This is a genomic window from Bradyrhizobium sp. AUGA SZCCT0160, from assembly GCF_018130105.1.
Lineage (GTDB): Bacteria > Pseudomonadota > Alphaproteobacteria > Rhizobiales > Xanthobacteraceae > Bradyrhizobium.
Window position 1 is genome coordinate 230369 of sequence record NZ_JAFCMD010000002.1, and the last position, 25262, is coordinate 255630.

General features: G+C 64.2%; 19 protein-coding genes and 2 riboswitches. Of the genes, 11 read left to right on the forward strand and 8 right to left on the reverse strand.

What is annotated here, in order from left to right:
* The first annotated feature begins 88 nt into the window (after positions 1 to 88).
* The 4 genes from pal (at position 89) to ftsH (ending at position 5340) form a co-directional block, all read left to right on the forward strand.
* Positions 89 to 580: a peptidoglycan-associated lipoprotein Pal gene (gene pal, locus JQ558_RS04710; RefSeq protein ID WP_212207628.1), complete on the forward strand. Its 492-nt coding sequence runs from the start codon at positions 89 to 91 to the stop codon at positions 578 to 580.
* Positions 581 to 926: 346 nt separating this feature from the next.
* Positions 927 to 2039 (forward strand): tol-pal system protein YbgF, encoded by a 1113-nt coding sequence (gene ybgF / locus JQ558_RS04715; RefSeq protein ID WP_212293028.1) that lies wholly within the window; start codon positions 927 to 929, stop codon positions 2037 to 2039.
* 60 nt (positions 2040 to 2099) lie between these two features.
* Positions 2100 to 3128, forward strand: a complete 1029-nt coding sequence (tilS, locus tag JQ558_RS04720) for a tRNA lysidine(34) synthetase TilS (RefSeq protein WP_212275071.1) — start codon at positions 2100 to 2102, stop codon at positions 3126 to 3128.
* 289 nt (positions 3129 to 3417) lie between these two features.
* The gene (ftsH, locus tag JQ558_RS04725; RefSeq protein ID WP_192736823.1) at positions 3418 to 5340 is read left to right on the forward strand and encodes an ATP-dependent zinc metalloprotease FtsH; all 1923 of its coding nucleotides are present in this window, start codon (positions 3418 to 3420) and stop codon (positions 5338 to 5340) included.
* A 220-nt stretch (positions 5341 to 5560) separates the two neighbouring features.
* Here the strand turns inward: ftsH and JQ558_RS04730 are convergent, their stop codons facing one another.
* The 3 genes from JQ558_RS04730 to metE are packed head-to-tail and all read right to left on the reverse strand — an operon-like array spanning position 5561 to position 9242.
* Positions 5561 to 6610: an aromatic ring-hydroxylating dioxygenase subunit alpha gene (locus tag JQ558_RS04730; RefSeq protein ID WP_212293029.1), complete on the reverse strand. Its 1050-nt coding sequence runs from the start codon at positions 6608 to 6610 to the stop codon at positions 5561 to 5563.
* A 7-nt stretch (positions 6611 to 6617) separates the two neighbouring features.
* The gene (locus JQ558_RS04735; protein WP_212293030.1) at positions 6618 to 6815 is read right to left on the reverse strand and encodes a hypothetical protein; all 198 of its coding nucleotides are present in this window, start codon (positions 6813 to 6815) and stop codon (positions 6618 to 6620) included.
* Between the two features lie 45 nt (positions 6816 to 6860).
* Positions 6861 to 9242 carry a 5-methyltetrahydropteroyltriglutamate--homocysteine S-methyltransferase gene (gene metE, locus JQ558_RS04740; RefSeq protein WP_212293031.1) on the reverse strand — a complete coding sequence of 794 codons (2382 nt, stop codon included), beginning with the start codon at positions 9240 to 9242 and terminating at the stop codon, positions 6861 to 6863.
* 107 nt (positions 9243 to 9349) lie between these two features.
* Positions 9350 to 9551, reverse strand: a riboswitch (cobalamin riboswitch).
* A gap of 122 nt (positions 9552 to 9673) precedes the next feature.
* A riboswitch (cobalamin riboswitch) is annotated at positions 9674 to 9892 on the forward strand.
* 114 nt (positions 9893 to 10006) lie between these two features.
* Here metE and JQ558_RS04745 point away from each other — a divergent pair.
* Positions 10007 to 12922 carry a ribonucleoside-diphosphate reductase subunit alpha gene (locus JQ558_RS04745; protein ID WP_212293032.1) on the forward strand — a complete coding sequence of 972 codons (2916 nt, stop codon included), beginning with the start codon at positions 10007 to 10009 and terminating at the stop codon, positions 12920 to 12922.
* Positions 12923 to 12951: 29 nt separating this feature from the next.
* A complete protein-coding gene (locus JQ558_RS04750; RefSeq protein WP_212293033.1) occupies positions 12952 to 14082 on the forward strand; it encodes a ribonucleotide-diphosphate reductase subunit beta in 1131 nt (376 codons plus the stop codon).
* Positions 14083 to 14092: 10 nt separating this feature from the next.
* On the opposite strand, the gene JQ558_RS04755 is transcribed toward JQ558_RS04750, so the two are convergent.
* A complete protein-coding gene (locus tag JQ558_RS04755) occupies positions 14093 to 15607 on the reverse strand; it encodes a hypothetical protein (protein ID WP_212293034.1) in 1515 nt (504 codons plus the stop codon).
* 203 nt (positions 15608 to 15810) lie between these two features.
* Complete coding sequence (locus JQ558_RS04760; protein WP_212293035.1) at positions 15811 to 16788, reverse strand: phosphatase PAP2 family protein; 978 nt, start codon at positions 16786 to 16788, stop codon at positions 15811 to 15813.
* A gap of 264 nt (positions 16789 to 17052) precedes the next feature.
* On the opposite strand from JQ558_RS04760, the gene JQ558_RS04765 reads away from it, so the two are divergent.
* Positions 17053 to 17727, forward strand: coding sequence for a TetR/AcrR family transcriptional regulator (locus tag JQ558_RS04765; RefSeq protein WP_192736811.1), 675 nt, complete (start codon positions 17053 to 17055; stop codon positions 17725 to 17727).
* Between the two features lie 116 nt (positions 17728 to 17843).
* Positions 17844 to 18269: an OsmC family protein gene (locus JQ558_RS04770; protein ID WP_212275064.1), complete on the forward strand. Its 426-nt coding sequence runs from the start codon at positions 17844 to 17846 to the stop codon at positions 18267 to 18269.
* Positions 18270 to 18402: 133 nt separating this feature from the next.
* Here the strand turns inward: JQ558_RS04770 and pyk are convergent, their stop codons facing one another.
* Both pyk and JQ558_RS04780 read right to left on the reverse strand, forming a co-directional pair.
* Entirely contained in the window at positions 18403 to 19839 is a 1437-nt protein-coding gene (gene pyk / locus JQ558_RS04775) for a pyruvate kinase (protein ID WP_212207637.1), read from the reverse strand.
* Positions 19836 to 20420 carry a DUF1036 domain-containing protein gene (locus tag JQ558_RS04780; RefSeq protein WP_212032877.1) on the reverse strand — a complete coding sequence of 195 codons (585 nt, stop codon included), beginning with the start codon at positions 20418 to 20420 and terminating at the stop codon, positions 19836 to 19838. Before JQ558_RS04780 ends, pyk begins: the two co-directional genes overlap by 4 nt.
* Before the next feature lie 195 nt (positions 20421 to 20615).
* Between JQ558_RS04780 and JQ558_RS04785 the strand changes: the two genes are divergently transcribed.
* From JQ558_RS04785 to JQ558_RS04795, 3 genes are all read left to right on the forward strand, one after another.
* The gene (locus JQ558_RS04785; protein WP_212293036.1) at positions 20616 to 20918 is read left to right on the forward strand and encodes a DUF1244 domain-containing protein; all 303 of its coding nucleotides are present in this window, start codon (positions 20616 to 20618) and stop codon (positions 20916 to 20918) included.
* A gap of 337 nt (positions 20919 to 21255) precedes the next feature.
* On the forward strand, positions 21256 to 21528 hold the full coding sequence (locus tag JQ558_RS04790; protein WP_079600063.1) for a DUF2312 domain-containing protein: 273 nt from the start codon (positions 21256 to 21258) through the stop codon (positions 21526 to 21528).
* Between the two features lie 179 nt (positions 21529 to 21707).
* Positions 21708 to 23474, forward strand: coding sequence for an adenylate/guanylate cyclase domain-containing protein (locus JQ558_RS04795; protein ID WP_212293037.1), 1767 nt, complete (start codon positions 21708 to 21710; stop codon positions 23472 to 23474).
* 88 nt (positions 23475 to 23562) lie between these two features.
* Here the strand turns inward: JQ558_RS04795 and JQ558_RS04800 are convergent, their stop codons facing one another.
* Positions 23563 to 25236 (reverse strand): DUF882 domain-containing protein, encoded by a 1674-nt coding sequence (locus JQ558_RS04800; protein ID WP_212293038.1) that lies wholly within the window; start codon positions 25234 to 25236, stop codon positions 23563 to 23565.
* Positions 25237 to 25262 lie beyond the last annotated feature (26 nt).

Here is a 25262-nt window from a genome sequence, read left to right on the forward strand (position 1 = left end):
GGTTCCATCAAGGTTGACGGAACGTTCGCTTAACCATCGCCCTGTAGACCGGATAACAGTCGGAAAACGTGAGCGTGGAGGCTCCGGAATGAAACATCAGATGCGCATCCTCCAGGGATTGAAACTGGCCGCGGTACTCGCGGTGGCCCTGTCGATGGGCGCTTGCGCCAACAAGAACGTCGGCGCCGATGGGGCGATGGCGAGTGCGGCGACCCCGGGCAGCCAACAGGACTTCGTGGTCAATGTCGGCGACCGCGTGTTCTTCGAGAGCGACCAGACCGAGCTCAGCCCGCAGGCGATCGCGACCCTGGAAAAGCAGGCGCAGTGGCTGCAGACCTACAACCGCTATTCCTTCACCATCGAAGGCCATGCGGACGAGCGCGGCACCCGCGAATACAACATCGCGCTCGGTGCACGGCGCGCCCAGTCGGTACGGAGCTATCTCGCCTCGCGCGGCGTCGATCCGAACCGCATGCGCACGATCTCCTACGGCAAGGAACGCCCGGTCGCCGTGTGTAACGACATCTCCTGCTGGTCGCAGAACCGCCGCGCGGTCACGGTGCTGAACGCCGGCGCCTGAGCGGCTTCGACTGCCGAATTTCAGAACCGGCGCCCTGGGGCGCCGGTTTTGCTTTGGGCGTATGATGAAGCCGCGGGTGACGGCCAGCTTTCGCTGCGTCTGGCGGTTTCGGGGCCTTCGAGGTCGAAGAACAGCCGAACCCCGTTCACGGCTGCGTGCATGGGCCTGATCCCTTCCGTTGATGAACGGCCCGCCGACCATGCCGCTTGCTTGTTTTGAAGCTGATACTAAACCATACCGAAATCCGGCTTCCGGATTCGGAAACGCCAGTCACAATTCTGGCGTACTCCCTCTCTCAATGTGTTCGGCTTTCGATGTCACGCCGAATTTTCGTCGTCAGGGCAAAATGTCATTCAGGTTTCTCAATTCGATCAGCGCCGTGGCGATTGCCGCGATGCTCTCCCTGTCTTCGCAGGCCTCCTTCGCGCAGATATCGTTCCCGTGGTCCTCTTCTCCGCAAGGCTCTCCGCCGGTCCAGGCGCAATCCGACGACGCCGACGCGGATATGCGGATCCAGCGGCTCGAGAACCAGCTGCGGCAGCTCACCGGCCAGAACGAGGAACTGCAATACCGTAACCGCCAGCTCGAGGAGCGCCTGCGGCAGCTCGGTGGCGGTGCGGCGGTAGCGCCTGCCGGTCAGCCTCCGGCGGCCCAGCCCGGCGTGGCCGCGGTGCCGCCCCCGGTCCAGGCCTATCCGCCCGCCCGGCAAACCCAGGCGCAGCCCGGCTACCCGCAGGGGCAGCAGGGCTATCCGCAGGGACAGCCGACCTATGAGCAGCCGCAGATCGCGGCACCGCCGCCGATCATGCAGGAGCAGGCAGCAGCGCCGGCGACCGGCCGCCGCCGCGGCGACGCCTTCGATCCCAGTCAGAATCCGAACGCCCCCGGCGCGCCGCGCGCGCTCGGCGGCGGTCAGTTGCCGGTTGCCAATGACGCGCCGGTCGGCGCTCCCGGCGGCCGCGGACGGGGCGAGCCGCTCGACCTCGGTGCCACCAGCCCGCGCGATCCCGGCGGCGCGCCGCCGCCCGTGCGTGCGCCCGGCGCCAGCGCCGCGCTGACGACGCTGCCGCCTTCGGCGACGCCGAAGGACGAGTTCGATCTCGGTATCGGCTACATGCAGCGCAAGGACTATGCGCTCGCCGAAGAGACCATGAAGAATTTCGCTCAGAAATATCCGAGCGATCCCCTGATCGCGGATTCGCAATACTGGCTTGGCGAAAGCTACTTCCAGCGCCAGCAATACCGTGACGCCGCGGAAGCCTTTCTCGGCGTGACCACCAAGTTCGACAAATCCGCAAAGGCGCCGGACTCGCTGCTGCGGCTCGGCCAGTCGCTGGCGGCACTGAAGGAGAAGGAAGCGGCCTGCGCCGCGCTCGGCGAAGTGACGCGGAAATATCCGCGCGCCTCGGCCGGCGTGAAGGCCGCCGTGGACCGCGAGCAGAAGCGGGTGAAGTGCTGAGTCGTTAGACCCCGCATCAAGCGCGGGACAGGCTTGGCCCGAAAACGCTATGGTCGGTCCATGGCAGAGGACGACCATTCCGCGATCACGGCGAGCCAGGCGAAACTTCTGTTCGCCGACTGGAAGGCTGCGCCCGCGATCGTGCTCGCCGTTTCCGGCGGACCTGATTCCATCGCCCTGATGTGGCTCGCCGCGCGCTGGCGCCGTGCCCTGAAGCGCGGGCCGCGATTGATTGCGGTGACCGTCGATCATGGCTTGCGGCATGAAGCCGCGCGCGAGGCGCGTGACGTCAAGAAGCTCGCCAGGCATCTCGATCTGCCCCATCGCACGCTGCGCTGGCATGGCGCCAAGCCGAACACAGGCGTGCCGGCCGCGGCGCGGGCGGCGCGCTATCGCCTGCTGGCGCAAGCAGCACGCGCTGGTGGCGCGACCCATATCCTCACCGCGCACACCCGCGATGACCAGGCTGAGACATTGTTGATGCGGATGCTGCGTGGCAGCGGCATCGCCGGTCTGGCGGCGATGGCGCGCCAGAGCGAACGCGACGGTGTGTGGCTGGCGCGGCCGTTGCTGGATGTCCCGAAATCGCAACTGATCGCGACGTTGAACAAGGCCAAGATCGCCTTCGCGGATGATCCGACCAACCGCGACGTCAATTACACGCGTCCTCGTTTACGTGCGCTGATGCCGGCGCTGGCGGAAGAGGGCGGCGATGCCAGAATCCTGGCGCGGCTGGCGTCACGGCTGGCGCGGGCCAATGCCGCGCTGGAAGTGCTGGTTGATGGCGCCGAGCGCTATCTGGCACTGAGGGACCGCAATGACGTCGCGCGTTTTGGCTTCGATGCGTCAGCCTTTGCGGGTCTGCCTGAGGAAATCCGGCTTCGGCTGCTGATGCGGGCCATCGACCGCGTCGGTCACGAGGGGCCTGCGGAACTCGGCAAGGTCGAGGCCCTGCTGACGGTGCTGGATCGGGCGGTATCGGAAGGCCAGCCGAAGTTGAAACAGACCCTCGCAGGCGCCGCAATCAGCTTCATTGGAGGCCGGATTCACGTCGAGCCGGCTCCTCCGCGTCGTCGCAGGCCGGCATAAGAGGCAAGCCTAAACCTTGATATCCCGTCATAAACCGGTGTGGAGTCTTAACCACCCCCGAAAAACGCTGATTTTTACGCCATTATTTGACCGGGAATCCCGTTAAGATGCGCTAAATCGTCCTGCAAGATGCGCTAAATAGTCCTGCGTGGTTCCCTTGGCATCGACCCGGGCGCCACCTAGATTGTAAGCAGTGCTCCGGGGATTCTGGCCTGACTGCTCTAGGACGACCCAAGGTTTACTGCCAAGGACATAAGGCCACGATCCGCGCGGCCACGAAGGAAGATCGATGAACGCCAATCTGCGCAATTTCGCCCTCTGGGTAATCATTGTTTTGTTGCTGTTGGCACTCTTCACGCTTTTCCAGAATCCGGGGCAGCGCGCGTCCTCGCAGGACATCACGTTTTCGCAGTTCGTGAGTGAGGTCGAAAAGAACACCGTCCGCGACGTCGTGATCCAGGGGCCGGAAATCCACGGCACCTTCACCAACGGCTCCAGTTTCCAGACCTACTCGCCGAACGATCCGTCGCTGGTCAAGCGCCTGGTTGATGCCAAGGTGAACGTCAGCGCCAAGCCGCCCGGCGACAATGTGCCCTGGTTCGTGTCGTTGCTGGTCTCCTGGCTGCCCTTCATCGCGCTGATCGGCGTGTGGATCTTCCTGTCGCGCCAGATGCAGGGCGGCGCCGGCAAGGCGATGGGCTTCGGCAAGTCGCGCGCCAAGATGCTGACCGAGGCGCATGGCCGCGTCACCTTCGAGGACGTCGCTGGTGTCGACGAAGCCAAGCAGGATTTGCAGGAGATCGTCGAATTCCTGCGCGACCCCGGCAAATTCCAGCGCCTCGGCGGACGGATTCCGCGCGGCGTGCTGTTGGTCGGCCCTCCCGGCACCGGCAAGACCCTGATCGCGCGTGCGGTCGCGGGCGAAGCCAACGTGCCGTTCTTCACCATCTCGGGCTCCGACTTCGTTGAAATGTTCGTCGGCGTCGGCGCCAGCCGCGTCCGCGACATGTTCGAACAGGCCAAGAAGAACGCGCCCTGCATCATCTTCATCGACGAAATCGACGCGGTCGGTCGCCATCGTGGCGCCGGCCTCGGCGGCGGCAATGACGAGCGCGAACAGACCCTCAACCAGTTGCTGGTCGAGATGGACGGCTTCGAGGCCAATGAAGGCGTGATCCTGATCGCGGCGACCAACCGTCCCGACGTGCTCGATCCCGCGCTGCTGCGCCCGGGCCGTTTCGACCGCCAGGTGGTGGTGCCGAACCCGGATGTCGTCGGCCGCGAGCAGATCCTCAAGGTCCACGTCCGCAAGGTGCCGCTGGCGCCGGATATCAACCTCAAGACCATCGCGCGCGGCACGCCGGGCTTCTCCGGCGCCGACCTGATGAACCTCGTCAACGAAGCCGCCCTGACCGCCGCGCGCCGCAACAAGCGCATGGTGACGCAGGCCGAGTTCGAAGAGGCGAAGGACAAGGTGATGATGGGCGCCGAGCGCAAGTCGCTCGTCATGACCGAGGAAGAGAAATTGCTGACGGCCTATCACGAGGGCGGCCACGCCATCGTCGGCCTCAACGTCGTCGCGACCGATCCGATCCACAAGGCCACGATCATCCCGCGCGGCCGCGCACTCGGCATGGTGATGCAGCTGCCGGAGCGCGACAAGCTGTCGATGTCGCTCGAGCAGATGACGTCGCGGCTCGCGATCATGATGGGCGGCCGGGTTGCCGAAGAGCTGATCTTCGGCCGCGAAAAGGTCACTTCGGGTGCGTCGTCCGACATCGAGCAGGCCACGCGCCTGGCCCGCATGATGGTGACGCGCTGGGGCCTGTCCGAGGCACTCGGTACGGTCTCCTATGGCGAGAACCAGGACGAGGTCTTCCTCGGCATGTCGGTGTCGCGCACCCAGAACGCGTCGGAAGCCACGGTTCAGAAGATCGATACCGAGATCCGGCGTTTCGTCGAAGACGGCTACAACGAAGCGACGCGCATTCTCACCGAAAAGCGCGCCGACCTCGAAGCGCTTGCCAAGGGCCTGCTCGAATTCGAGACGCTGTCCGGCGACGAGATCATCGACCTGCTCAATGGCAAGAAGCCGAACCGCGAGTCGGTGCTTGAGCCGACCACGCCGCGGGCCTCCGCTGTGCCGCCCGCCGGCAAGTCGCGCCCGCGCCCCGATCCGGATCCCGGCCTGGAGCCGCAACCGCAGGCCTAAGTGGGTTGCACATGGAATAAGGAACGCGGCGGTGACGCCGCGTTTTTTTATGGTGGCGTCCTGTCCCGCGCCATGAGGATCAACGGCAAGACGTGGGAGTGGCTTGGTAAGCTGCTGACGGCGAATTGACACTCCGTCATTCCGGGGCGCGCGTCTTCGCGCGAACTACGATGTGCAATTGCACATCTGAGGTTCGACGCTTCGCGTCGCCCCGGAATGACTAACGAGCCGGCTCCCCGCACGCCCGCAACAGTTTTCGCAGCGCCTGGATCGGCGGAAACACTTCCCTGTTCCAGTCGGCGCCTTGCGCGTCATGGGCGGCCTGTTCCATCTCGACGATCTCGCAATCCTCCGAAAAGACCCGGTTGGTGAACCAGGCCAGCACCGGCCAGCCGAGATCGAGGATGCCGGGCACTCTGGGCTTGCGTACCGACAGCACGACGAAGGTCCGGTTACGGCGCTGTGCGGCATCGATGGGCGTGTAACCAAGCCATACGCTGAGAACCGGTGCGTCGCCCTTCGTCCACATCCGCAGGGTCTGGTAGGGATATTCGGTGCGCACCGTCATCAGGTCGCGCGCCGTGCCGGCACGGCCGCGCAGGCGGCCGACGATGACGGCCTCGCCGATCGGCGGCTTCTCGCCAGGCCGGGCAAAGCTGTAATCGACCTCCATCCAGCGTTCGCCGGCGCGGCTGCCGAGATAGCGCGGGACGACTTTTCCGGTGGTGCGCCGGTGCAGGAACTGATGGTTCATGTCCATCAAGTTCTCATGCATGAAAGTGTAGTGGCAGGCGACGAGCTTGCCGAACCGCCGGGTCTTGTAGGCGGTATCAGCGGCTGCGCCGATCTGCGGCAAGGGGACGGCGGCAGGCCCGGTGCCGGGCCATATGAAGATCAACCCGTCGCGCTCGAAGCAGGGATAGCGGCGGACGCCGTTCGGCCGCTTGCCCTTGCCGAGATAGGGGACGTCGACGCAGTCGCCCGACGCGTCGTAGCGCCAGCCGTGATAGACGCAGCGCAGGGTGCAGCCATCGACCGTTCCCTTCGACAGCGGCACCTGGCGGTGCGCGCAGCGGTCCTCAAGCGCGAAGATCGCGCCCTCCCTCGGGCGCACCAGCACGATCGGTTCGCCCGCGAACCGCGCCGCGAAAGTCTGGCCGGACTTCACCTCGCGCGACCATGCGACCGGATACCAGTGGTCCGGATTCGCGCCGACCTTGCGAAGATCGACGGCAGCTTCCGACCAGGCGTTATCCGGCCTCACCGTCATCGCGTCGTTACGCCTTTGCCAGCGGCCCGAGATGCCGCGCCATGATCTGTTCCGGCGTCTCGGTGACCTCAATGCGCTGGCCGTCGCCACGGACGAAGGCGAGCACGGTGCGCTCGCCGTCGCGCCACATGCTGCCGACCAGCGCGATATTGATGTGGGTGGCCTGCCCCGTCTCGCACCTCGTGCATTCGATCCAGAAGCGCATGGCGTATCCTTTCAATGACGCCGGGATGAGAGACGGGGCGGGCGTTTAAGCGAGCGCTCGCAATTCGCGGGCGGCGGCGACCATGTTGACCAGAGCGGGCCGCACCTCTTCCCATTTCCGGGTCTTCAATCCGCAATCCGGATTGATCCAGAGCTGGGCGTCGCTAAGGCGCAGCCGTGCCAGCTTGAGCAGGTCGGTCATCTCGGCGGTTTCAGGCACCCGCGGCGAATGGATGTCGTAGACGCCGGGGCCGATTTCGTTCGGATAGCGGTAGTTCCTGAAAGCGTCGAGCAGTTCCATCTTCGAGCGCGAGGTCTCGATCGAGATCACGTCGGCATCCATCGCGCCGATCGCGTCGATGATGTCGTTGAACTCCGAATAACACATGTGGGTGTGGATCTGGGTGTCGTCGCGTACGCCCGACGAACAGATGCGGAAGGCGTCCACGGCCCAGTCGAGGTAAGTCTTCCGCTCCGACCGGCGCAGCGGCAGGCCCTCCCGCAGCGCCGCTTCGTCGATCTGTATCATCCCGGCACCGGCGGCTTCGAGGTCGGCGACCTCGTCGCGGATCGCCAGCGCGATCTGGCGGCAGGCTTCGCTACGCGGGATGTCGTCGCGGACGAACGACCAGTTCAGAATCGTCACCGGCCCCGTCAGCATCGCCTTCATCGGCCGCTTGGTCAGCGACTGCGCATATTGCCACCATTCGACCGTCATCGGTTTCGGGCGGGACACGTCGCCGAACAGCACCGGCGGGCGGACGTAGCGCGAGCCATAGGATTGCACCCAGCCATGCGCGGTGAAGGCGAAGCCTGCGAGCTGCTCGCCGAAATACTGCACCATGTCATTGCGCTCGAACTCGCCATGAACAAGCACGTCGAGCCCGATATTCTCCTGCCAGCGCACCGCGCGCGCGGTCTGGTTCTGCAGATAGAGTTTATAGGCGTCGTCGGTCAGCGCGCCCTTGGCATGCGCGGCGCGGGCGTTTCGGACATCCGCGGTCTGCGGGAACGAGCCGATGGTCGTGGTCGGGAAGGCCGGCAGGTTGAAGCGGCTGTGCTGCACGCCGGCGCGATCGGTAAACGCGCTGATGCGGCGGCGCATCGCGCTATCGATGCCGACGGCGCGCGCTGCCACCTTGACATCGTGGATCCGCGGCGAAGCTTTGCGCGCGGCTGCGGTTTCATCGGAGGCCTTCAGGATGGCGTCGGCGTGGACGCGGCCGCACGCCAACGCCGTTCCGAGCGCCGCCAGTTCCTCGATCTTCTGCACCGAAAACGCCAGCCAGCTCTTCACGTCAGGATCGAGGCTGGTTTCCAGCGCAAGGTCGATCGGGACGTGCAGCAGCGAGCATGATGGCGCGAGCTGCACGCGGTCGCCGCCGAGCCTGGTGACCACAGGTTCCAGTCGGTCGAGCAGCCGGCTCAGATCGGCGCGCCAGATATTGCGGCCATCGATGATGCCGAGCGACAGCACGCGGTCCTTTGGAAGACCGGCGAGGTCGTCGAGTTGCTCGGGCGCGCGCACGAGGTCGAGATGGAGGCCGGCGACAGGCAGGGCCATCGCTGTGTCGCGGTTGGCGCCGAGCCCGCCAAAGTACGTGGCCAGCATGATCTTGAGCTCAGGCGCCGCCTTGGCGATTTCCGCATAGGCATAATGCAGCGCCTGCTGCGCGATGACGTCGAGGTCGAGGACCAGACACGGCTCGTCGATCTGCACCCATTCCGCGCCGGCCTTGGCAAGTTCGCTCAGCACCTCGATGTAGACCGGCAGCAACCGGTCTAGCAGCGACAGCGTGTTGAACCCCGCATCCTTGCACTTGGCGAGTTTGAGGAACGTCACCGGGCCGACCAGCACCGGGCGGGTCTGGTAGCCGAGCGCTTTGGCTTCGAGATATTCCTCGATCGACTTGCGCGAGGCGAGGATGAATTGCTGATCCTTCTCCAGTTCCGGCACCATGTAGTGGTAATTGGTGTCGAACCATTTTGTCATCTCCAGCGCCGGCACGCCGTGGGCCGCGTCGTGGTGGGCGTGGCCGCAATCCGCATCCTGCGCCGCGCCTTTGGCGCCGCGCGCCATCGCGAAGTAGGTGGCGAGTGGAACCGTGCCGCCGTTCCAGCCGTAGCTTTTCGGAATGGCGCCGACCATCACGCAGGTGTCGAGCACCTGGTCGTAGAACGAGAAGTCGTTGGACGGGATGATGCTGACACCAAGCTTCTTCTGGCGCGCCCAGTTGGCGGCGCGCAGCCCGATGCCGGTCTCGATCAGGGCTTTCTCGTCGGTCGTACCCGACCAGAAGCTCTCCAGCGCGAATTTCAGCTCGCGGCGCGGACCGATGCGCGGCGTGCCGAGCGAAGCGACGGGAAGTGAGGAGGTAGAATTTGTAGAAGAAGTCGCTGTGGAAGACTTCTCTGTAGAAGTAGTCATTGGCTTAACCCCAAAAGTTGGGGGCAAAGGCCGAAGTGACACGTCTGGATTCCAGGCGTCAGGAGGCGCGCGGAATCGCAACCGCACCACCGGGACACCCCGCCCGAGGACGTTTATGTTGTCGAGGCAGGTCTCCTGGCTCGCGGGTCAATGCTGCTGTCCGGTCTTCCCAAAACCGTTGCGGGTCTCAGTGACTTTGTTGGACAGCGGCTCGCCGCTTACAGTTGCGGGGGCAGCTCCGGCTTCACACCGGCTTCCCTCTTAGCTTCGGGAAAACCATCCCGAAGAACCACGACGCGTCCACTTACTGGCAACTCGGCGCGCCCGTCAACTCGATCGCCGGTTGTTGCGGTTGTTCACAGCTTTAACAGGGTGAACCAGAATTTTCGCAGGCTCGGCTAGCGCACCATTGACACGATTGCCCAAATCGCACCAGATGTAGTTGTCACGGTCTATCACGACGCAAGTCATGGTGGCTAAGAGGGAAGTCGGTGATCGCGCCAAAGGGCGCGAAATTCCGGCGCTGCCCCCGCAACTGTAAGCAGTGAGTTGTTCCCGCCTTTACGTCACTGATGCGGATTCGCATTGGGAAGACAGGGAATAACGACGACCTGCGAGCCAGGAGACCTGCCGCGACACCGAAAAAACGTCCACGGGCGGGGTGTCCGGCGGTCGCTTGCAGATCCATGCCGGCGCTTGCCGCCGCGCATTCGATGCAGCGTCCCCAACGACATCCGGCCTCAACAACACCACGGGGTCTGCCGATGTCCGAATCTTCCGGTCTCATTTCTCTCGAAGCCAAAACCGCTGCCTTGTTCCAGTTGCGTCCCGAAACGCTTGCCGCGCCGGACGCCGAACTTCCGATGCAGGTGATCCGCCGCAACGGCACGGTTTCGAAATTCGATGCCAGCAAGATCTCGGTCGCGATGACCAAGGCGTTCCTCGCCGTCGAGGGCCACACCGCGGCGGCCTCGCGCCGGGTTCACGAGGTGGTGGAGCAGTTGACCGCGGAAGTCGTCGGCGCGCTGTCGCGCCGGATGAGCGAAGGCCGCACCTTTCACATCGAAGACGTGCAGGACCAGGTCGAACTGGCGCTGATGCGCAGCGAGCACCACAAGGTGGCGCGCGCCTATGTGCTGTACCGTGACGAGCGCACCAGGCAGCGCGCCGAGCAGGAGGTCGCCAAATCGGCCAAGCCCGCGGCAGGACCCGTGCTGCATGTGACGCTGGCGAACGGCACCAAAGTGCCGCTCGATACCGCGCGGCTTGCGCTGATCGTGGCCGAGGCCTGCGCCGGCCTTGATGGCGTCGACGCCGCGCCCGTCATCGCGGATACCCAGCGCAATATTTACGACGGCATCAGCCAGGACGAACTGGCGCTCGCTTCCGTGATGGCCGCGCGGACATTGGTGGAGCAGGAGCCCAACTACGCGTACGTGAGCGCGCGGCTGCTGCTCGACAAGCTGCGCACCGAAGTGCTGTCCCACGTGCATGGCGCGCCGACCAACGCCTCGCAGGCCGACATGGCCACGCGCTACGGCGAATATTTCCCGGCCTATATCAAGACCGGCATCAAGGCCGAGTTGCTCGATCCGGATCTGGCGCGCTTCGACCTGAAGAAAATCGCCGCGGCGCTGAAGCCGGAACGCGATCTGGCGTTTCAGTTCCTCGGCCTGCAGACGCTGTACGACCGCTATTTCCTGCATGAAGGCGGCAACCGCATCGAGCTGCCGCAGGCGTTCTTCATGCGCGTCGCGATGGGACTTGCGACCCGCGAGATCGATCGCGAGGCCCGCGCGATCGAGTTTTACGATCTGCTGTCGTCGTTCGACTTCATGGCTTCGACGCCGACGCTGTTCAATTCGGGAACGCTGCGGCCGCAACTGTCGTCGTGCTTCCTCACCACGATCGCGGATGATCTCGACGGCATCTTCAAGTCGGTCAAGGACAACGCGCTGCTGGCGAAATATTCCGGCGGGCTCGGCAATGACTGGACCCGCGTGCGCGGCCTTGGGGCCCACATCAAGGGCACCAATGGTGAAAGCCAGGGCGTGGTGCCGTTCCTGAAAGTCGCCAACGATACGGCCATTGCGGTCAACCAGGGCGGCAAGCGCAAGGGCGCGGTCTGCGCTTATCTCGAGACCTGGCATATCGATATCGAGGAGTTCCTCGATCTGCGCAAGAACACCGGCGACGACCGCCGCCGCACCCACGACATGAACACCGCGAACTGGGTGCCTGACCTGTTCATGCAACGCGTCGAAACCGACGGCGAATGGACCTTGTTCTCGCCGGACGAGACGCCCGACCTGCACGACCTCTACGGCACAAAATTCGCCGAGCGCTATGCCGCCTATGAGGCCAAGGCGGCGCGCGGTGAAATCCGCGTCTTCAAGCAGGTCCGCGCCACGGACCTGTGGCGCAAGATGCTGACCATGCTGTTCGAGACCGGACATCCCTGGATCACGTTCAAGGACCCCTGCAATCTCCGTTCGCCGCAGCGCCATGCCGGCGTCATCCACTCCTCCAATCTCTGCACCGAAATCACGCTCAACACCTCGGACGACGAGACCGCGGTTTGCAATCTCGGCTCGATCAACCTGCTCAATCACATCCAAGGCGGCCGCCTGAACGAGGCGCGGCTGAAGAACAGCGTGACGATTGCGATGCGGATGCTCGACAATGTCATCGACATCAATTTCTACACCATTCCGGAAGCGCGGCGTTCGAACCTGCGGCACCGTCCGGTCGGCCTCGGGTTGATGGGGTTCCAGGATGCGCTGCAGGCGATGCGGATCGCTGTCGCCTCCGACGCGGCCGTGACGTTCGCCGACACCAGCATGGAGGCGATCTCCTACTACGCGATTTCGGCTTCGGTCGATCTCGCCGCCGAGCGCGGCCGCTATCCCTCGTTCGACGGATCGCTGTGGAGCCAGGGCATCCTGCCGATCGATTCGATCGAACTGTTGGCGGAAGCGCGCGGCGGCGTCGCGATGGACCGCTCCATGACGCTCGATTGGGGCAGCTTGCGCGAGCGCGTCAGATCGACCGGCATGCGCAATTCCAACGTGATGGCGATCGCGCCGACGGCGACCATCTCCAACATCTGCGGCGTCGCGCAGTCGATCGAGCCCGCCTACCAGAACCTCTATGTCAAATCCAACATGTCCGGCGACTTCACCGTCGTGAACGAGTTTCTGGTGCGCGACCTCAAGGCGCGCGGGTTGTGGGACGAGGTGATGGTCAACGATCTCAAATATTTCGACGGCAGCGTCGGCTCGATCGACCGCATCCCTGATGATCTCAAGGCGCTCTATGCCACCTCCTTCGAGATCGACAGCGCCTGGCTGATCGAGGCGGCGGCGCGGCGACAGAAATGGATCGACCAGTCGCAGTCGCTCAACCTCTACATCGCCAACCCGTCCGGCAAGAAGCTCGACGCGCTCTATCGCCTGGCGTGGAGCCGCGGCTTGAAGACCACCTATTACCTGCGCTCGCGCAGCGCGACGCATGTCGAGAAGTCCACGCTCAAGGGCACCGACGGCAAGCTCAACAGTGTCGCCTCCGTGACGATGATGGCTCCAGCCCCAATCATCGTCCCGCTGGCCGCCACCGCGCCGGACTTGTCCGGTGCGGTGGCGTGCTCCATCGATAATCCCGAATGCGAAGCCTGCCAGTAAGCAGCAAGAAACATAAGGAAATAAACCCAATGCTCGACTGGTCCGAACCTTCCGCGCCCGCATCTCACGCGCCGCCGCCCTTTGCGGCATTACCTCCTGCCGGGGCCGATCAAACCGGGCTCGGCACCATCGACCGCCGCGGTGGACGTGTGTCGGTCGACGACAAGCGGATGATCAATTGCCGCGCCGACGTCAATCAATTGCTGCCGCTGAAATACAAATGGGCGTGGGAGAAATATCTCGCCGGCTGCAACAATCACTGGATGCCGACCGAAGTCTCGATGCAGGCCGATATCGCGTTATGGAAGTCGCGCGACGGCCTCACCGAGGACGAGCGCCGCGCCATCAAGCGCAATCTCGGCTTCTTCGCGGCATCCGAGAGCCTTGTCGCCAACAACATCGTGCTGGCGATCTACCGCCATCTGACCAATCCGGAATGCCGGCAATATCTGTTGCGGCAATCCTTCGAGGAGGCGGTGCATACCCACACCTTCCAGTACATCGTGGAGAGCCTCGGCCTGGACGAGGGCGAGCTGTTCAACATGTACCGCGAGGTGCCGTCGATTACCGACAAGGCGGCGTGGGCGCTGAAGCACACCCAGCATCTCGACGATCCCGACTTCAAGACCGGCACGCCGGAGGCCGACCAGGCGTTCCTGCGCGACCTCGTCGCCTTCTATGTGATCTTCGAGGGCATGTGGTTCTACACCGGCTTTGCCCAGATCCTGTCGCTCGGCCGCCGCAACAAGATGGTGGGGATTGCCGAGCAGTACCAATACATCCTGCGCGACGAATCCATCCACCTGAATTTCGGCATCGACGTCATCAACCAGATCAAGATCGAGAACCCGCATCTGTGGACCAAGGCGTTCCAGGACGAGATTCGTGACATGGTGCGCGCCGCGGCGGAGCTCGAAGCCGCCTATGGCCGGGATACCATGCCGCGCGGCTTTCTCGGGCTGAACGCGGCTTTGTGCGAGACCTACATGCACTTCATCGCCAACCGCCGCTGCGCGCAGCTCGGGCTGGCGCGGGTGTTCGACGAGACCGAGAACCCGTTCCCGTGGATGTCGGAAGCGATGGACCTGAAGAAGGAAAAGAACTTCTTCGAGACCCGCGTGATCGAGTATCAGAACGGTGGCGCGCTGACCTGGGAGTGAGAGCCGGGCCTCAGTTTGACGAGCCCGGCGCGGAAGGTGGAGCGGCCTTGCGCTGATCGTCGCGGACGTGGATCACGGCGACGTCGTCCGCATACACCCTCTTCCACCCCGCGATATGATCCAGCACCCTGGTGGCCGGCAAATCCGGCCCCAGCAAGGTGGCGTCGATCTGATACTTGTCGAGCGTGGCGAGCAGTATGTTGACGTCCTTGGCGGTGACCGCGTCGAAATAGTCCAGGACGAACTGTTCGCCGTAGAGTTCGGCGCGGCCGTCGATGAAGGCCTTGATGTCGCGCGACAGCAGATAGCCGCCAAACGGCGACGTGCTGAAGATGCGCTGAGCCTGCCGCTTCTGCAGGACGTCCACCGCTGCGACCGGGGTCTGGGACGACAGGAACGCGAACGGGTGGTGCGCGATGAACACTTGCGTCGATGCCCATCCGGCCACTGCCACCGCGAGCGCGGCAAGCATCACAGGCGCCCGCGACTGTCCTTCCCGAACGGGCACCATCGCCGCGCGCAGCGTTCCCAACTGCTCGGCAAACGGCTTGGCCACGACCAGTGGCACGATAAAGGCGAAGATTTCGATGTTCCGGGAATGCGACAGCGCCATCCAGAGCAGGCCGAGCAGCAGGATGATTCGCGGCACCGACAATGAGAGGCCTCGATAGAAGCCGAGACCGATCAGGCCGAGCAGCGTGAATTCGAAGAAGCTCCAGGTGGCGAAGTTGGCCGGCATCCATTCCCAGATCATGGACAGCAGCTTGCCGAGGCTGAGGATTTTTGCCGCGCCGATCAGCGTGTTCCAGCCATAGGGGGTGCAGCAGCACGCCGCGACGGCGGCAACACCGAACATCGCCCATTGAATCGTCAGCCTGATGCGGTCCTTGCGTTCGCAGGTCCAAAGCGCTTCCAGGCCGATCGGTCCGATCAGTGCCAGTCCGAGAACAAAACCGCCGTGCAGATTGGCCCAGATCGCAAGCACCGGCAGCAGCCACCATGACGGCGCGCTCCGGCGATCCGCGGCTGCCAGCAGCCCGCCGAGGAACGCGACCATGAACGGGAACGCCAGCATATGGGGGCGTGCCAGGAAGTGGGTCGCCGACTCCAGCACCGCAAGCGTGACCAGCAGGATCGCGCGGGTTGGGTCGAGATAGTCGGCAAACAGGTACATGAAGATCGTGACCGTCGCCCCGATCGCGAGCGAGGTCAGGATGACCGGGCCGGCCCAGCCCAAAGATTCATAGGAAACGGCATAGAGCACCTGGGACAGCCAGGAGCTCGACATCCAGGGTTCGCCGAACCGGGTGAAGGTATGAACGTCGGTGTAGGGCACGGCGCCATGCTCGACGATCCACTGCCCGATCCTGATCTGCCAGAGCGTGTCGGAATCCCGCAGCAGGATTTCCCCGAGCGACAGGAAGATCAGATAGGCGACGAGCCCGGTCAACAGCGGAATCAGCACGCGCCCGAGGCTGCGGACACTGGCGCCATTAACAGTCGGATTGGCGAAGGAAATGGACATCGGATTTTGGGCCGGCTTCTTGCGTTGGTGTGACAGTCACGGCGTGCCGCAGGAATTTTCGCGAGCTGACCATAGCCGCGCTATTTTTGCGTGAATTGCAGGCTCACGTGCCTGACAATGATGTTCTTTGGCGAAGAAGCCGTTAACCGGGCGGACCAGCGTTTTAGTCAGAATTTACCATCGCAAGGCACGACGATGGCGGCCTAATCCAATGCCGGCACCAGGGCTATCTGCGGCGCAGCCTGCGCGGTCGACGACGAGGGCGCCACGATGTTTACGAGATACTTGGCAAGGCAGATGCCGATCACGGCCAGCGCGACACCGCCGAACACGTCGATCATGTAGTGGGCGCCGATCACCGGCGTCGAAGCCATCATCAGGATATTGAGGACGACCGCGGCCCCTCCAACATAGCGCACTGGCCAAAGCGCCCAGATGTAGAGCACGGCGGAAGCCGCGTGGAAGCTCGGGAAGGATACGATGCCGGTGATCTTGAGCAATTCGAGGTGCCGCAGCGAGCCGTCGCGCAGCGCCAGGATGTCGCGCAGCTGCGCCTGATACATCGAGGCATCCAGGGACGAGAATTGCGAAGGGTCGATGTTGAGGCCGTGGTAAGTTCCGACCGCCGGCGTGAACGTCGAAATCACGAGTGTCATGATCAGCGTCAGGCTGAACGCAAGCACGAACACCTGCAGCCGCACAAAACGCGATGTCAGGGCAAGGACCAGTGGGATCGCGACCAGGATGATCTTGATCAGGGTGTAGCTGCGCACCAGCAAAGCGCCGAGCCATTCACGGTCATTGACGTACTGCGCGATCATCTCCGGATCCATGCCCATGGCGCGATCGATCGCGAGCAAGGCGCGGTCCTGCAGCGGCCAGTTGGTCACAGCAGCGACGTAGGTCAGCGGCCCCATGATCGTCGCGATCAACAGCAGCTGGGAAATCGCCCCCAGCGGAAAGATCAGCTTGGGATCCGCCTGATCGCCCTTGGCGAAGGCATAGAGGTAGGCGATCAGCGCCAATGCCGCGACGATTCCAAGAGTAACGGCAAGGGCGAGCGGTTTCATCGTGAAACCGCAGAGCGCGCCCCCGAGCAGCACCACGGCGCCCATGGCGGCAATCGGAATCCAGTTCAGCTGAAACAGCCGCCAGGCCGTGAAAGCGTTCGAATTGACCATGCCGCACCCTGCGAGGTTGTAGGGCACAGTTGCGCGGGAAGGCTTAATATTCGGGAAACGGCTATGGTTATCGGCCCACCAATTGGACCCTGCGTTCAGCGGCCATTTGCCCCCGAGGCCGTCATATTTGCTTCTTGTCAACAGGCCTGAATAGTTGTTCAGTTCTTCAAAGCGATTGGGGACAATCGTTCAAAACGATGAAGACGCAGCGCGATCTTGCAACCCCTCCCGGGTGCGGACGCGCCGGGGATGGGGAAGCGCGCCATGGTCTATCGGCGAACCCAGCAAGTGGTGAAACGGCTGGCGGCGCGGCGCAGCGCCATTCTGGCGGCGGCGCGGGACGCTGCGGCGGACGGCGGCATGGCGGCGGTGCAGATCGCCCCCGTGGCGGTCCGGGCCAATGTCGCGGCCGGAACCGTCTATCGCTATTTCCCCTCCAAGGCCGAACTGATTTCCGAATTGATCGCCGAAGTTTCGCGCGACGAACTGGCCGCGATCCGCCGCGCGGCGGAGGCGGCGCCCGGGCCGTCCTCGGCACTGGCCGCGGCGGTCACGACGGTCGCCGTCCATGTGCTGTCGCAGCGCAAGCTCGCCTGGGGGATTCTGGCGGAGCCGGTCGATGTCGACGTGTCGGCTTCGCGGCTCGCCAGCCGCCGCGAAATCTCCGGCGAGATCGCAGCAAGGATCGAGGCGGCCGTGCGTGCCGGACATCTGCCGGCGCAGGATACCGCGCTCGCCGCCACCGCACTGCTCGGCGCATTGCACGAGGCGCTGGTCGGCCCGCTGGCCCCTGACAATATGGACGATTCCGCAAAACTGCGCGACGCCGTGCAGACCGTGACGCTATTGGCGCTACGCGCGGTCGGCGTCATGGACGCCCGCGCCCGCGGCCTCGTGGTGCAGGCGGTGCTGCCGGCCAAGGCGCTGGTGGGGGCGTAGTCGCGACAAAACGCGGAACGCGTTTTGCGCGGATATCACCGGCAATTGACATCGCTCTGACGCAACCATCCGCCAGGTTGCGCGTGATCGGTCATTCACCGGTGAAGGAGCATTCCATGACGACGACATCAGGCTCGGCCAAATGGCAGGGCGGCATCAAGGACGGCAAGGGCGCGATCTCGACCAAGAGCGGCGCGCTGAACGACTATCCCTACGGTTTCGCCAGCCGCTTCGAGGGCAAGCCGGGCTCGAACCCGGAAGAATTGATCGGCGCCGCGCACGCCGCCTGCTTTACCATGGCGCTGTCGCTGATCCTCGGCGAAGCCAAGCTCACCGCCGAGCAGATGGAAACCAAGGCCGACGTGACGCTGGAAAAGCAGGGCGATGGCTTTGCCATCACCTCGGTGCACCTGACATTGAATGCGAAAATTCCTGGCGCCGACAAGGCGAAGTTCGAGGAACTCGTGGGCAAGGCAAAAGCCGGCTGTCCGGTGTCGAAATTGCTGAACACGAAAATCACGCTGGACGCGACGCTTGCTTAGCTGTCATTCCGGGGCGCGCGAAAGCGCGAATCTCAGATGTGCAATTGCACATCGGGGAATCTCGAGATTCCCCGGGGCGCAATTGCGCCCCTGAGGCTGGTCCTTCGGACCATCCCGGAATGACGGCACGCCGTCACTTATCCGCTTTGCCATCCGGGCCGACATAGGCGATGCGCACCATGTTGGTGGTGCCGGCGATGCCGAGCGGCACGCCAGCGACGATGATCACGCGCTGGCCCGCCTTGGCGAAGCCGTCGCGGAACGCAATCGAGCCGGCGCGATCGACCATGTCGTCCTGGTCGTGCGCGTCTTCCGCGACCACGCAATGCACGCCCCACACGACGGACAATTTGCGCCCCGTCACCAGGTTCGGCGTAATCGCCACCACCGGCGGCTTCGGCCGTTCGCGCGCCACGCGGATCGCGGTCGAGCCCGAACTGGTCCAGCAGATGATCGCGGACAATTCCAGCGTCTCGGCGATCTGCCGTGCGGCGTCCGCGATGGCGTCGCCGACCGTCTGCTCCGGCTCGGGCCGCTGTGCCGTCAGCACCGAGCGATAGGTCGGATCGCGCTCCACTTCCTCGCCGATGCGGTTCATGGTCGAGACCGCCTCGACCGGGAATTTGCCGGCGGCGGATTCCGCCGACAGCATGATGGCGTCGGCGCCTTCATAGACCGCGGTCGCGACGTCGGAGACTTCGGCGCGCGTCGGCACCGGCGCCTGGATCATCGATTCCAGCATTTGCGTTGCGATCACCACCGGCTTGCCGGCGCGCCGTGCCATCCGCGTCATTTGCTTTTGAAGACTGGGCACCCGCTCCAGCGGCAATTCGACGCCGAGATCGCCGCGCGCCACCATCAGCGCGTCGGAGACCTCGAGGATTTCGCCGAGCCGGTCGATCGCCTGCGGCTTTTCGATCTTGGCCATCACAGCGGCGCGGCCGCGGATCAGCCGCTTGGCCTCATTGACGTCCTCGGCGCGCTGCACAAAGGAGAGCGCGACCCAGTCGATCCCGGTCGTCACCGCGGCTTCGAGATCGGCGCGATCCTTTGGCGTCATCGCCGAGACCGGCAGGTCGGTGTCGGGCAGGCTGACGCCCTTGCGGTCCGACATCTTGCCGCCGATCACCACCCGCGTCACGGCGCGATCGGGCGATGTTTCCTCGGCAATCAGCCGCACCTTGCCGTCGTCGAGCAGCAAGGCGTGACCCGGCCGCAACGCCGCCAGGATTTCCGGATGCGGAAGCTGGACGCGGCTGTTGTCGCCCGGCGCCTTGTCGGAATCCAGAACAAAGTTCTGGCCGTTCTTGAGCTGGGTGGCGCCTTCATTGAACGAGCCAAGACGCAGCTTCGGTCCTTGCAGGTCGACCAGGATGCCGATCGGCCGGCCGTAGCTGGACTCGACATTGCGAATGGTCGTGACCAGTTCGCGCATCTTGTCGTGCGAGGTGTGGCTCATATTGATGCGGAACACATCGGCACCGGCCTCGAACAGCTTGCGAATCATCGCGCTGTCCGACGATGCCGGGCCGAGGGTGGCGAGGATCTTGATCCGACGGAGACGCCTCATTGCTTGGGCGCCGAAGCTGGCGGCTGCCCGGATCCGCCTTGAGGCGGTCCGCCAGGCGACAGACCCGGCACACCACCGGGACCGACCGTTCCCGGAATCCCCGGCACGCGCTGCTGCGCGGGTTGTTCATTGGCTTCGGTCAATTGCACGGTCCATGCTCTCTGTTCGCCGGTGTCGACCTCGAAGAACCCGGTGCGGTCAAAACCGCGCGCCAGGCAATTCTCGGTACCCTTGATGGTGAATTCCTTGTCTCGCGAACACATGAAGGCCTGCCCCGACCATTCGCCGCCGCGGTCATAGTCGAGCGCGTAAATATAATAGAACCGTGCGACAAGCGTTCCGCGCAGCAGCGTCTCGCAACTGCGCGAGGAGACGTTCCACCAGCCCTCGGTGGTCCAGCCCTCGGCGTCCTTGTAGCCGAGCGCGATGCCGACCCGGCTCGAGGTGTTGTTGCAGAGGCGAAAGTCAGCGGCCGCCGAACTGTTCCACAGGCCCATCACCGCCAACGCCAGCGCCGGCAGGAGGCCGGTGGTCAGGCGAGCGGGGAAGGGACGTGAAGGCAGAGAATCTGTTCCGATCATATGCGAAGCTATATCAAATCATTGACGATTTCGCTTGCCCGGCGGGAGCTGTCAACGCCCGGCAGGCGCGTTTCCCACGATGCGGGACGTCCGGATTAACCGGTCCCGTGCTGGTTTGCGCGCCGATATGGCAAAATCTGTGACAATTCCCACCTGATATCAATATGCTCAGGAACAACCCCGCGGGACCAAACCATGACAATTGACGACAAAACCAGAACAGAACTGGAAGCCGCCGTTTTCCGCCGCCTGGTCGAGCACCTGCGCACCCGGACCGACGTCCAGAACATCGACCTGATGAACCTGGCCGGCTTCTGCCGCAACTGCCTGTCGAACTGGATGAAGGAAGAGGCCGACGGCAAGGGCGTGGCGATCAGCAAGGATGAGAGCCGCGAGGCGGTCTACGGCATGCCCTATGAGACCTGGAAGTCGAAGTTTCAGGGCACCGCCAGCCCCGAGCAGCTGGAGGCGATGAAGAAGACCCATGGCGGGCATTAGAGCGTCGGCGCGCGCTGCCCTTCCCCTCTCCCCTTGTGGGAGAGGGTGGCTTCGCGAAACGAAGACGGGTGAGGGGTTTCTCTCCTCACGGTAAGATTCGAGTTTGAGGATAGAGACCCCTCATCCGGCGCTTCGCGCCACCTTCTCCCACAAGGGGAGAAGGGAAAGTGCACAGGCACCACTCCTACCTTCCTGTGGGCGCGCTGTGGATGAGCGCGATGGTGCCTTGACGCAAGGCGCCGCACTCTTGAGGGTCAATCTCAGAAAGCGCCGCGCGGTGAAGCGTGCGGCGCTTGATCATTCAGCCCACCCATTCAGTTCCACTCAGGAGTACCCGATGGCCACCTCTGCCGCCGCCGTCCAGGAAGAACCCGCGACGAAATTCGCAAAAGACCAGCTCAAGGCCATCGTCGAGCGCATCGAACGGCTGGAAGAGGAAAAGAAGACGATCTCCGATGATATCCGCGACGTCTATGCCGAAGCCAAGGGCAACGGTTACGACGTCAAGGCACTGCGCACCATTGTTCGCCTGCGCAAGCAGGACGCCAATGAGCGCGCCGAGCAGGAGACGATTCTGGAAACCTACATGCAGGCGCTCGGGATGCTGTGAGCCGCCAGCCAGAGTCCTGTTCCGATGGAAGCGGAACGGGACTCTGGATTGGTTGACGCGTTTTCCTGACGCGAACCGGCGTCCACTTCGCTGGAAAACGCTCCAGCAGGCATTTCCGGCGCAAACCAGCTTGGGCCGCGGCCTCGCCTCTGTTAGGCTGCCCGCAAGGGAACCTGGAAATGGACGTGCCTGGACCAGAGCGGAGGCTCGCAGCGATCCTTGCCGCCGACATGGTCGGTTACAGCCGGCTCATGGAGGTTGACGAGACGGGGACGCTTGCCCGTCTCAAGACCCACCGGATCGAACTCATCGATCCGGCCATCGCGAAGAACCATGGCCGCATCATCAAGACCACCGGCGACGGCATGCTGGTCGAATTCCGCAGCGTCGCCGACGCTGTGCTGTGTGCCGCCGAGATTCAGCGCCGGATGGCGCGCCGCAACGCCGACGTCGCGCCGGCGCGCTGGATACAGTTCCGGATCGGCATCAATCTTGGCGACGTAATCGTCGAGGACAACGACATCTTTGGCGACGGCGTCAACGTGGCGGCGCGCCTCGAAATGCTCGCCGAGCCTGGCGGCATCTGTGTCTCGGGCGCGGTGCGCGATCAGGTCGGCCAACGGCTGGATGACGTCGCGTTCGAGGATCTCGGCGAGCAGAGCGTCAAGAACATCGTCCGTCCGATCCGCGTCTTCCGGGTTCGGCTCGATGCCGATCCAGAAGCCGCGCCAGAGGGCGCAAAGGACGCTGCGGTGGCGGCGCCGGCCTCCAAGAAGCCGTCGATTGCCGTGCTGCCGCTCGCCAACATGAGCGGCGATCCGGAGCAGGAATTCTTCGCGGACGGCCTCACCGAGGACATCATTACCGAGCTGTCACGCTTCCGCGATTTGCTCGTCATCTCGCGCAACTCGACGTTCGTGCACAAGGGCAAGGCGGTCAACGTGCGCGAGATCGCGCGCGAATTCGGCGTCGATTACGTCCTCGAGGGGAGCGTGCGCAAGGCGCGCGATCGCGTCCGCGTCACCGTGCAGCTGATCGACGCAGAAACCGACCAGCACGTCTGGGCCGAACGCTACGACCGCGAGCTTGAGGACATCTTCGCCATCCAGGACGAGATCACCCATGCGATCGTCGCGACGCTCCCCGGCAGGGTCGAGGCCGCCAGGCACGACCGCGCAAAACGCAAGCCGACCGAGAGCATGGCGGCGTATGAGTGCGTGCTGGCCGCCAAGGTGCGGCACCACCGCTCGACGCGGGAGGACAATGCCGAAGCGCAGCGCCTGCTCGACCGCGCCCTCGCGCTCGACCCGAACTATGCACATGCCCACGCCTGGAAAGCATGTGTCCTCGGCCAGACATGGGTCTATGGCTGGTGTGCCGATCGCGATGCCACCTTCGATCAGGTGGCCGCGGAGCTGGAGGTCACGCTGGCGCTCGACGACAATGACAGCGACGTGCACCGAATTCTCGCCGCGCTGAACCTGAACCGTAACGACCATGACAAGGCCGCGTATCACCAGGAGCGAGGCCTCGCGCTCAACCCCAACTACGACCTTGTCGTGGTGCAGCAGGGCGAGCTTCTAACCTGGCTCGGGCGGCCGGAGGAAGGCATCGACTGGATCAAGAAGGCGATGCGCCTCAACCCGTACCATCCGGAGCGCTTCTGGAGCCATCTCGGGCGCGCCTGCTACTGCGCTGAGAAATATGCCGACGCCATCGAGGCCTTTTCGCGCATCACGCGGCCCGACTACACCCATCATGCCTTCCTCGCAGCCACCTTTGCGCAAATGGGCAACGCGGTCGCGGCCGCTGCGCACGCGGCCGAGGTTCTAAAGTCAGAGCCGGGATTCTCGGTGGCCGTTTACCTCGCCACCCAGCATTACAAGCACGCCTTCGACCGCCAGCGTCACGAGGCTGGCCTGCTCAAGGCAGGCTTGCCGGCCTGACGCAGCCGAGCACGAACACGGTGATCACGGCGTAGAGGGGCCGCGCGCTCGCGAGGATGATTTCGAGACCAATGGAAGTTGTGCGCGCTTAGCGCAGCGACGCCGTGCGCACGACGAAAGACTGCGTGGTGAGCTTGGCGGTCGCCGATCCGGTGAACCGGTCGGTGGTCATGCCCAGCATCGGATCTTCCGAGAAGCCCATCGTGATCGCGAACGGCGGCTTGATGAAATAGCTGCGCATCAGCGTCATGTCGGTATCGCCGAGCACGGTCGTCGACATCGCGTTGCTCGCGCTCGGCGCCAGCATCACGACCCGCATCCAGACATCGTTGCCCTTGGCGGCGGCAAGGCGCGTCGAGGTCGAAATCACGCTGCCCTGGCCCTGCGATGCCCCCTGCGCTCCCTTGGCGACGACGGTGTTGATTTCGGTGGCGGCAGCGGCAGCGTTGCGCGCCGGCCGCACGGTGCGCGGGATCGGCGCGGAGGCAGCAACCACGTTGGCGCGGTCGACCGGCGAGGAGGCGGCCGGCGCATAGGCCAGCGCCTTGTTGAAAGCCTCGGCGACGCTGGCAGTCGGTTGCGGATCGGCGGCGCCGACGGCCTGACGGGCCCGGAGGGCCGCAAGCTGCACGGGGGTAGGCTGATTGGCCGTCGTCGGCGCATCGCCCCAGAAGCCGCGGGCGTTGATGATGTCGGCAGGTGTCTGCGGTTTCGGCTCGGCCGGCTTGTCGGCGGAAGCCTGCGCGGCCGGCTTGGCGTCCGGTTTGGATGGCTCCGGTTTGGATGCCTCCGGCTTGGATTTGGGCGCCGGAACGATCTGCGCATCAGCCGAGGCCAGCTGGATCGTTGCTGCGACCGGCTTTGCGCGCGGCGTCGGCACGATCTCGGCGGCCTTCGGGGCCGCGGCGGCGGCCACCACAGAAGGAGCGGGCTTTTCGTTCCTGACGGTGACGGGGGCGCCGCCCTCATCGTCCTCGTCATTGGACTTGCCGCTCTTGAACAGCGAGGCGAACAGGCTGGGCTTCTTGCCGACCGTTGCAGCGTCGTCGCCACTGCCGCGCCTCTCGATGTCGGCGCGGGCCAGTTCATAACCCTTCAGCGGACCACCATTCGAGGGCAGGTGGACGGTACGACCGTTGGGGAACACCCTGGCCAGCTGGTCATGGGTCATGCGCGGCCAGTGACGGACGCTGCCGGTATCGAGATGAACGAACGGCGATCCCGAGGTCGGGTAGAAGCCGACGCCACCGCGCTGCAGGCGAAGTCCGGCGGCGCGGATCTGCTCGAGCGGAATGCCCGGGATGAAGAAATCCATCGCGTGGCCGAGCGTATGCTGGCTGTGGCGGGCCACGCCGGACGAGCGGCGGCGGAGCATGGCATTGGTGGCGGGGGAGCGGTAGGCGGAGATGATCTGGATCGGCTGCTTGCCGTCGACGTCGCGGTAGACTTCCCAGAGGATGTCGAAGAGGTGACGATCCATCGTGGTCTGGTCCTGGCTGCGCCAGTCGCGGAGGAAGTGATTGAGTTTCTTCAGCGCTTCTTCGTCGTAACGCCCGTCGCGCTTGAAGGTGACGGTGAGGTCTTCGTTGGAGTGGGTGTGGTGGAAAGAAAGCGTCCGGGTCTCGTTCCGCGCGGTCGCGTCATGCACCGACCCGACTCCGGCAAGGAGCAACAGGGAAGTCAGGCCGATTTGATATCCGGCCTTCGGCAGACGAAGCGAATTGAATTGGCGCGCGAAACCAGCCAGCACGTATGAGCCCACCCAGTCGACCAGCGATCACGGATCTC

Bases quoted from the DNA above. Each gene is read 5' to 3' on its own strand.
- pal (WP_212207628.1), top strand. From the start codon at position 89: ATGAAACATCAGATGCGCATCCTCCAGGGATTGAAACTGGCCGCGGTA.
- ybgF (WP_212293028.1), top strand. From the start codon at position 927: ATGTCATTCAGGTTTCTCAATTCGATCAGCGCCGTGGCGATTGCCGCG.
- tilS (WP_212275071.1), top strand. From the start codon at position 2,100: ATGGCAGAGGACGACCATTCCGCGATCACGGCGAGCCAGGCGAAACTT.
- ftsH (WP_192736823.1), top strand. From the start codon at position 3,418: ATGAACGCCAATCTGCGCAATTTCGCCCTCTGGGTAATCATTGTTTTG.
- JQ558_RS04730 (WP_212293029.1), bottom strand. From the start codon at position 6,610: ATGACGGTGAGGCCGGATAACGCCTGGTCGGAAGCTGCCGTCGATCTT.
- JQ558_RS04735 (WP_212293030.1), bottom strand. From the start codon at position 6,815: ATGCGCTTCTGGATCGAATGCACGAGGTGCGAGACGGGGCAGGCCACC.
- metE (WP_212293031.1), bottom strand. From the start codon at position 9,242: ATGACTACTTCTACAGAGAAGTCTTCCACAGCGACTTCTTCTACAAAT.
- JQ558_RS04745 (WP_212293032.1), top strand. From the start codon at position 10,007: ATGTCCGAATCTTCCGGTCTCATTTCTCTCGAAGCCAAAACCGCTGCC.
- JQ558_RS04750 (WP_212293033.1), top strand. From the start codon at position 12,952: ATGCTCGACTGGTCCGAACCTTCCGCGCCCGCATCTCACGCGCCGCCG.
- JQ558_RS04755 (WP_212293034.1), bottom strand. From the start codon at position 15,607: ATGTCCATTTCCTTCGCCAATCCGACTGTTAATGGCGCCAGTGTCCGC.
- JQ558_RS04760 (WP_212293035.1), bottom strand. From the start codon at position 16,788: ATGGTCAATTCGAACGCTTTCACGGCCTGGCGGCTGTTTCAGCTGAAC.
- JQ558_RS04765 (WP_192736811.1), top strand. From the start codon at position 17,053: ATGGTCTATCGGCGAACCCAGCAAGTGGTGAAACGGCTGGCGGCGCGG.
- JQ558_RS04770 (WP_212275064.1), top strand. From the start codon at position 17,844: ATGACGACGACATCAGGCTCGGCCAAATGGCAGGGCGGCATCAAGGAC.
- pyk (WP_212207637.1), bottom strand. From the start codon at position 19,839: ATGAGGCGTCTCCGTCGGATCAAGATCCTCGCCACCCTCGGCCCGGCA.
- JQ558_RS04780 (WP_212032877.1), bottom strand. From the start codon at position 20,420: ATGATCGGAACAGATTCTCTGCCTTCACGTCCCTTCCCCGCTCGCCTG.
- JQ558_RS04785 (WP_212293036.1), top strand. From the start codon at position 20,616: ATGACAATTGACGACAAAACCAGAACAGAACTGGAAGCCGCCGTTTTC.
- JQ558_RS04790 (WP_079600063.1), top strand. From the start codon at position 21,256: ATGGCCACCTCTGCCGCCGCCGTCCAGGAAGAACCCGCGACGAAATTC.
- JQ558_RS04795 (WP_212293037.1), top strand. From the start codon at position 21,708: ATGGACGTGCCTGGACCAGAGCGGAGGCTCGCAGCGATCCTTGCCGCC.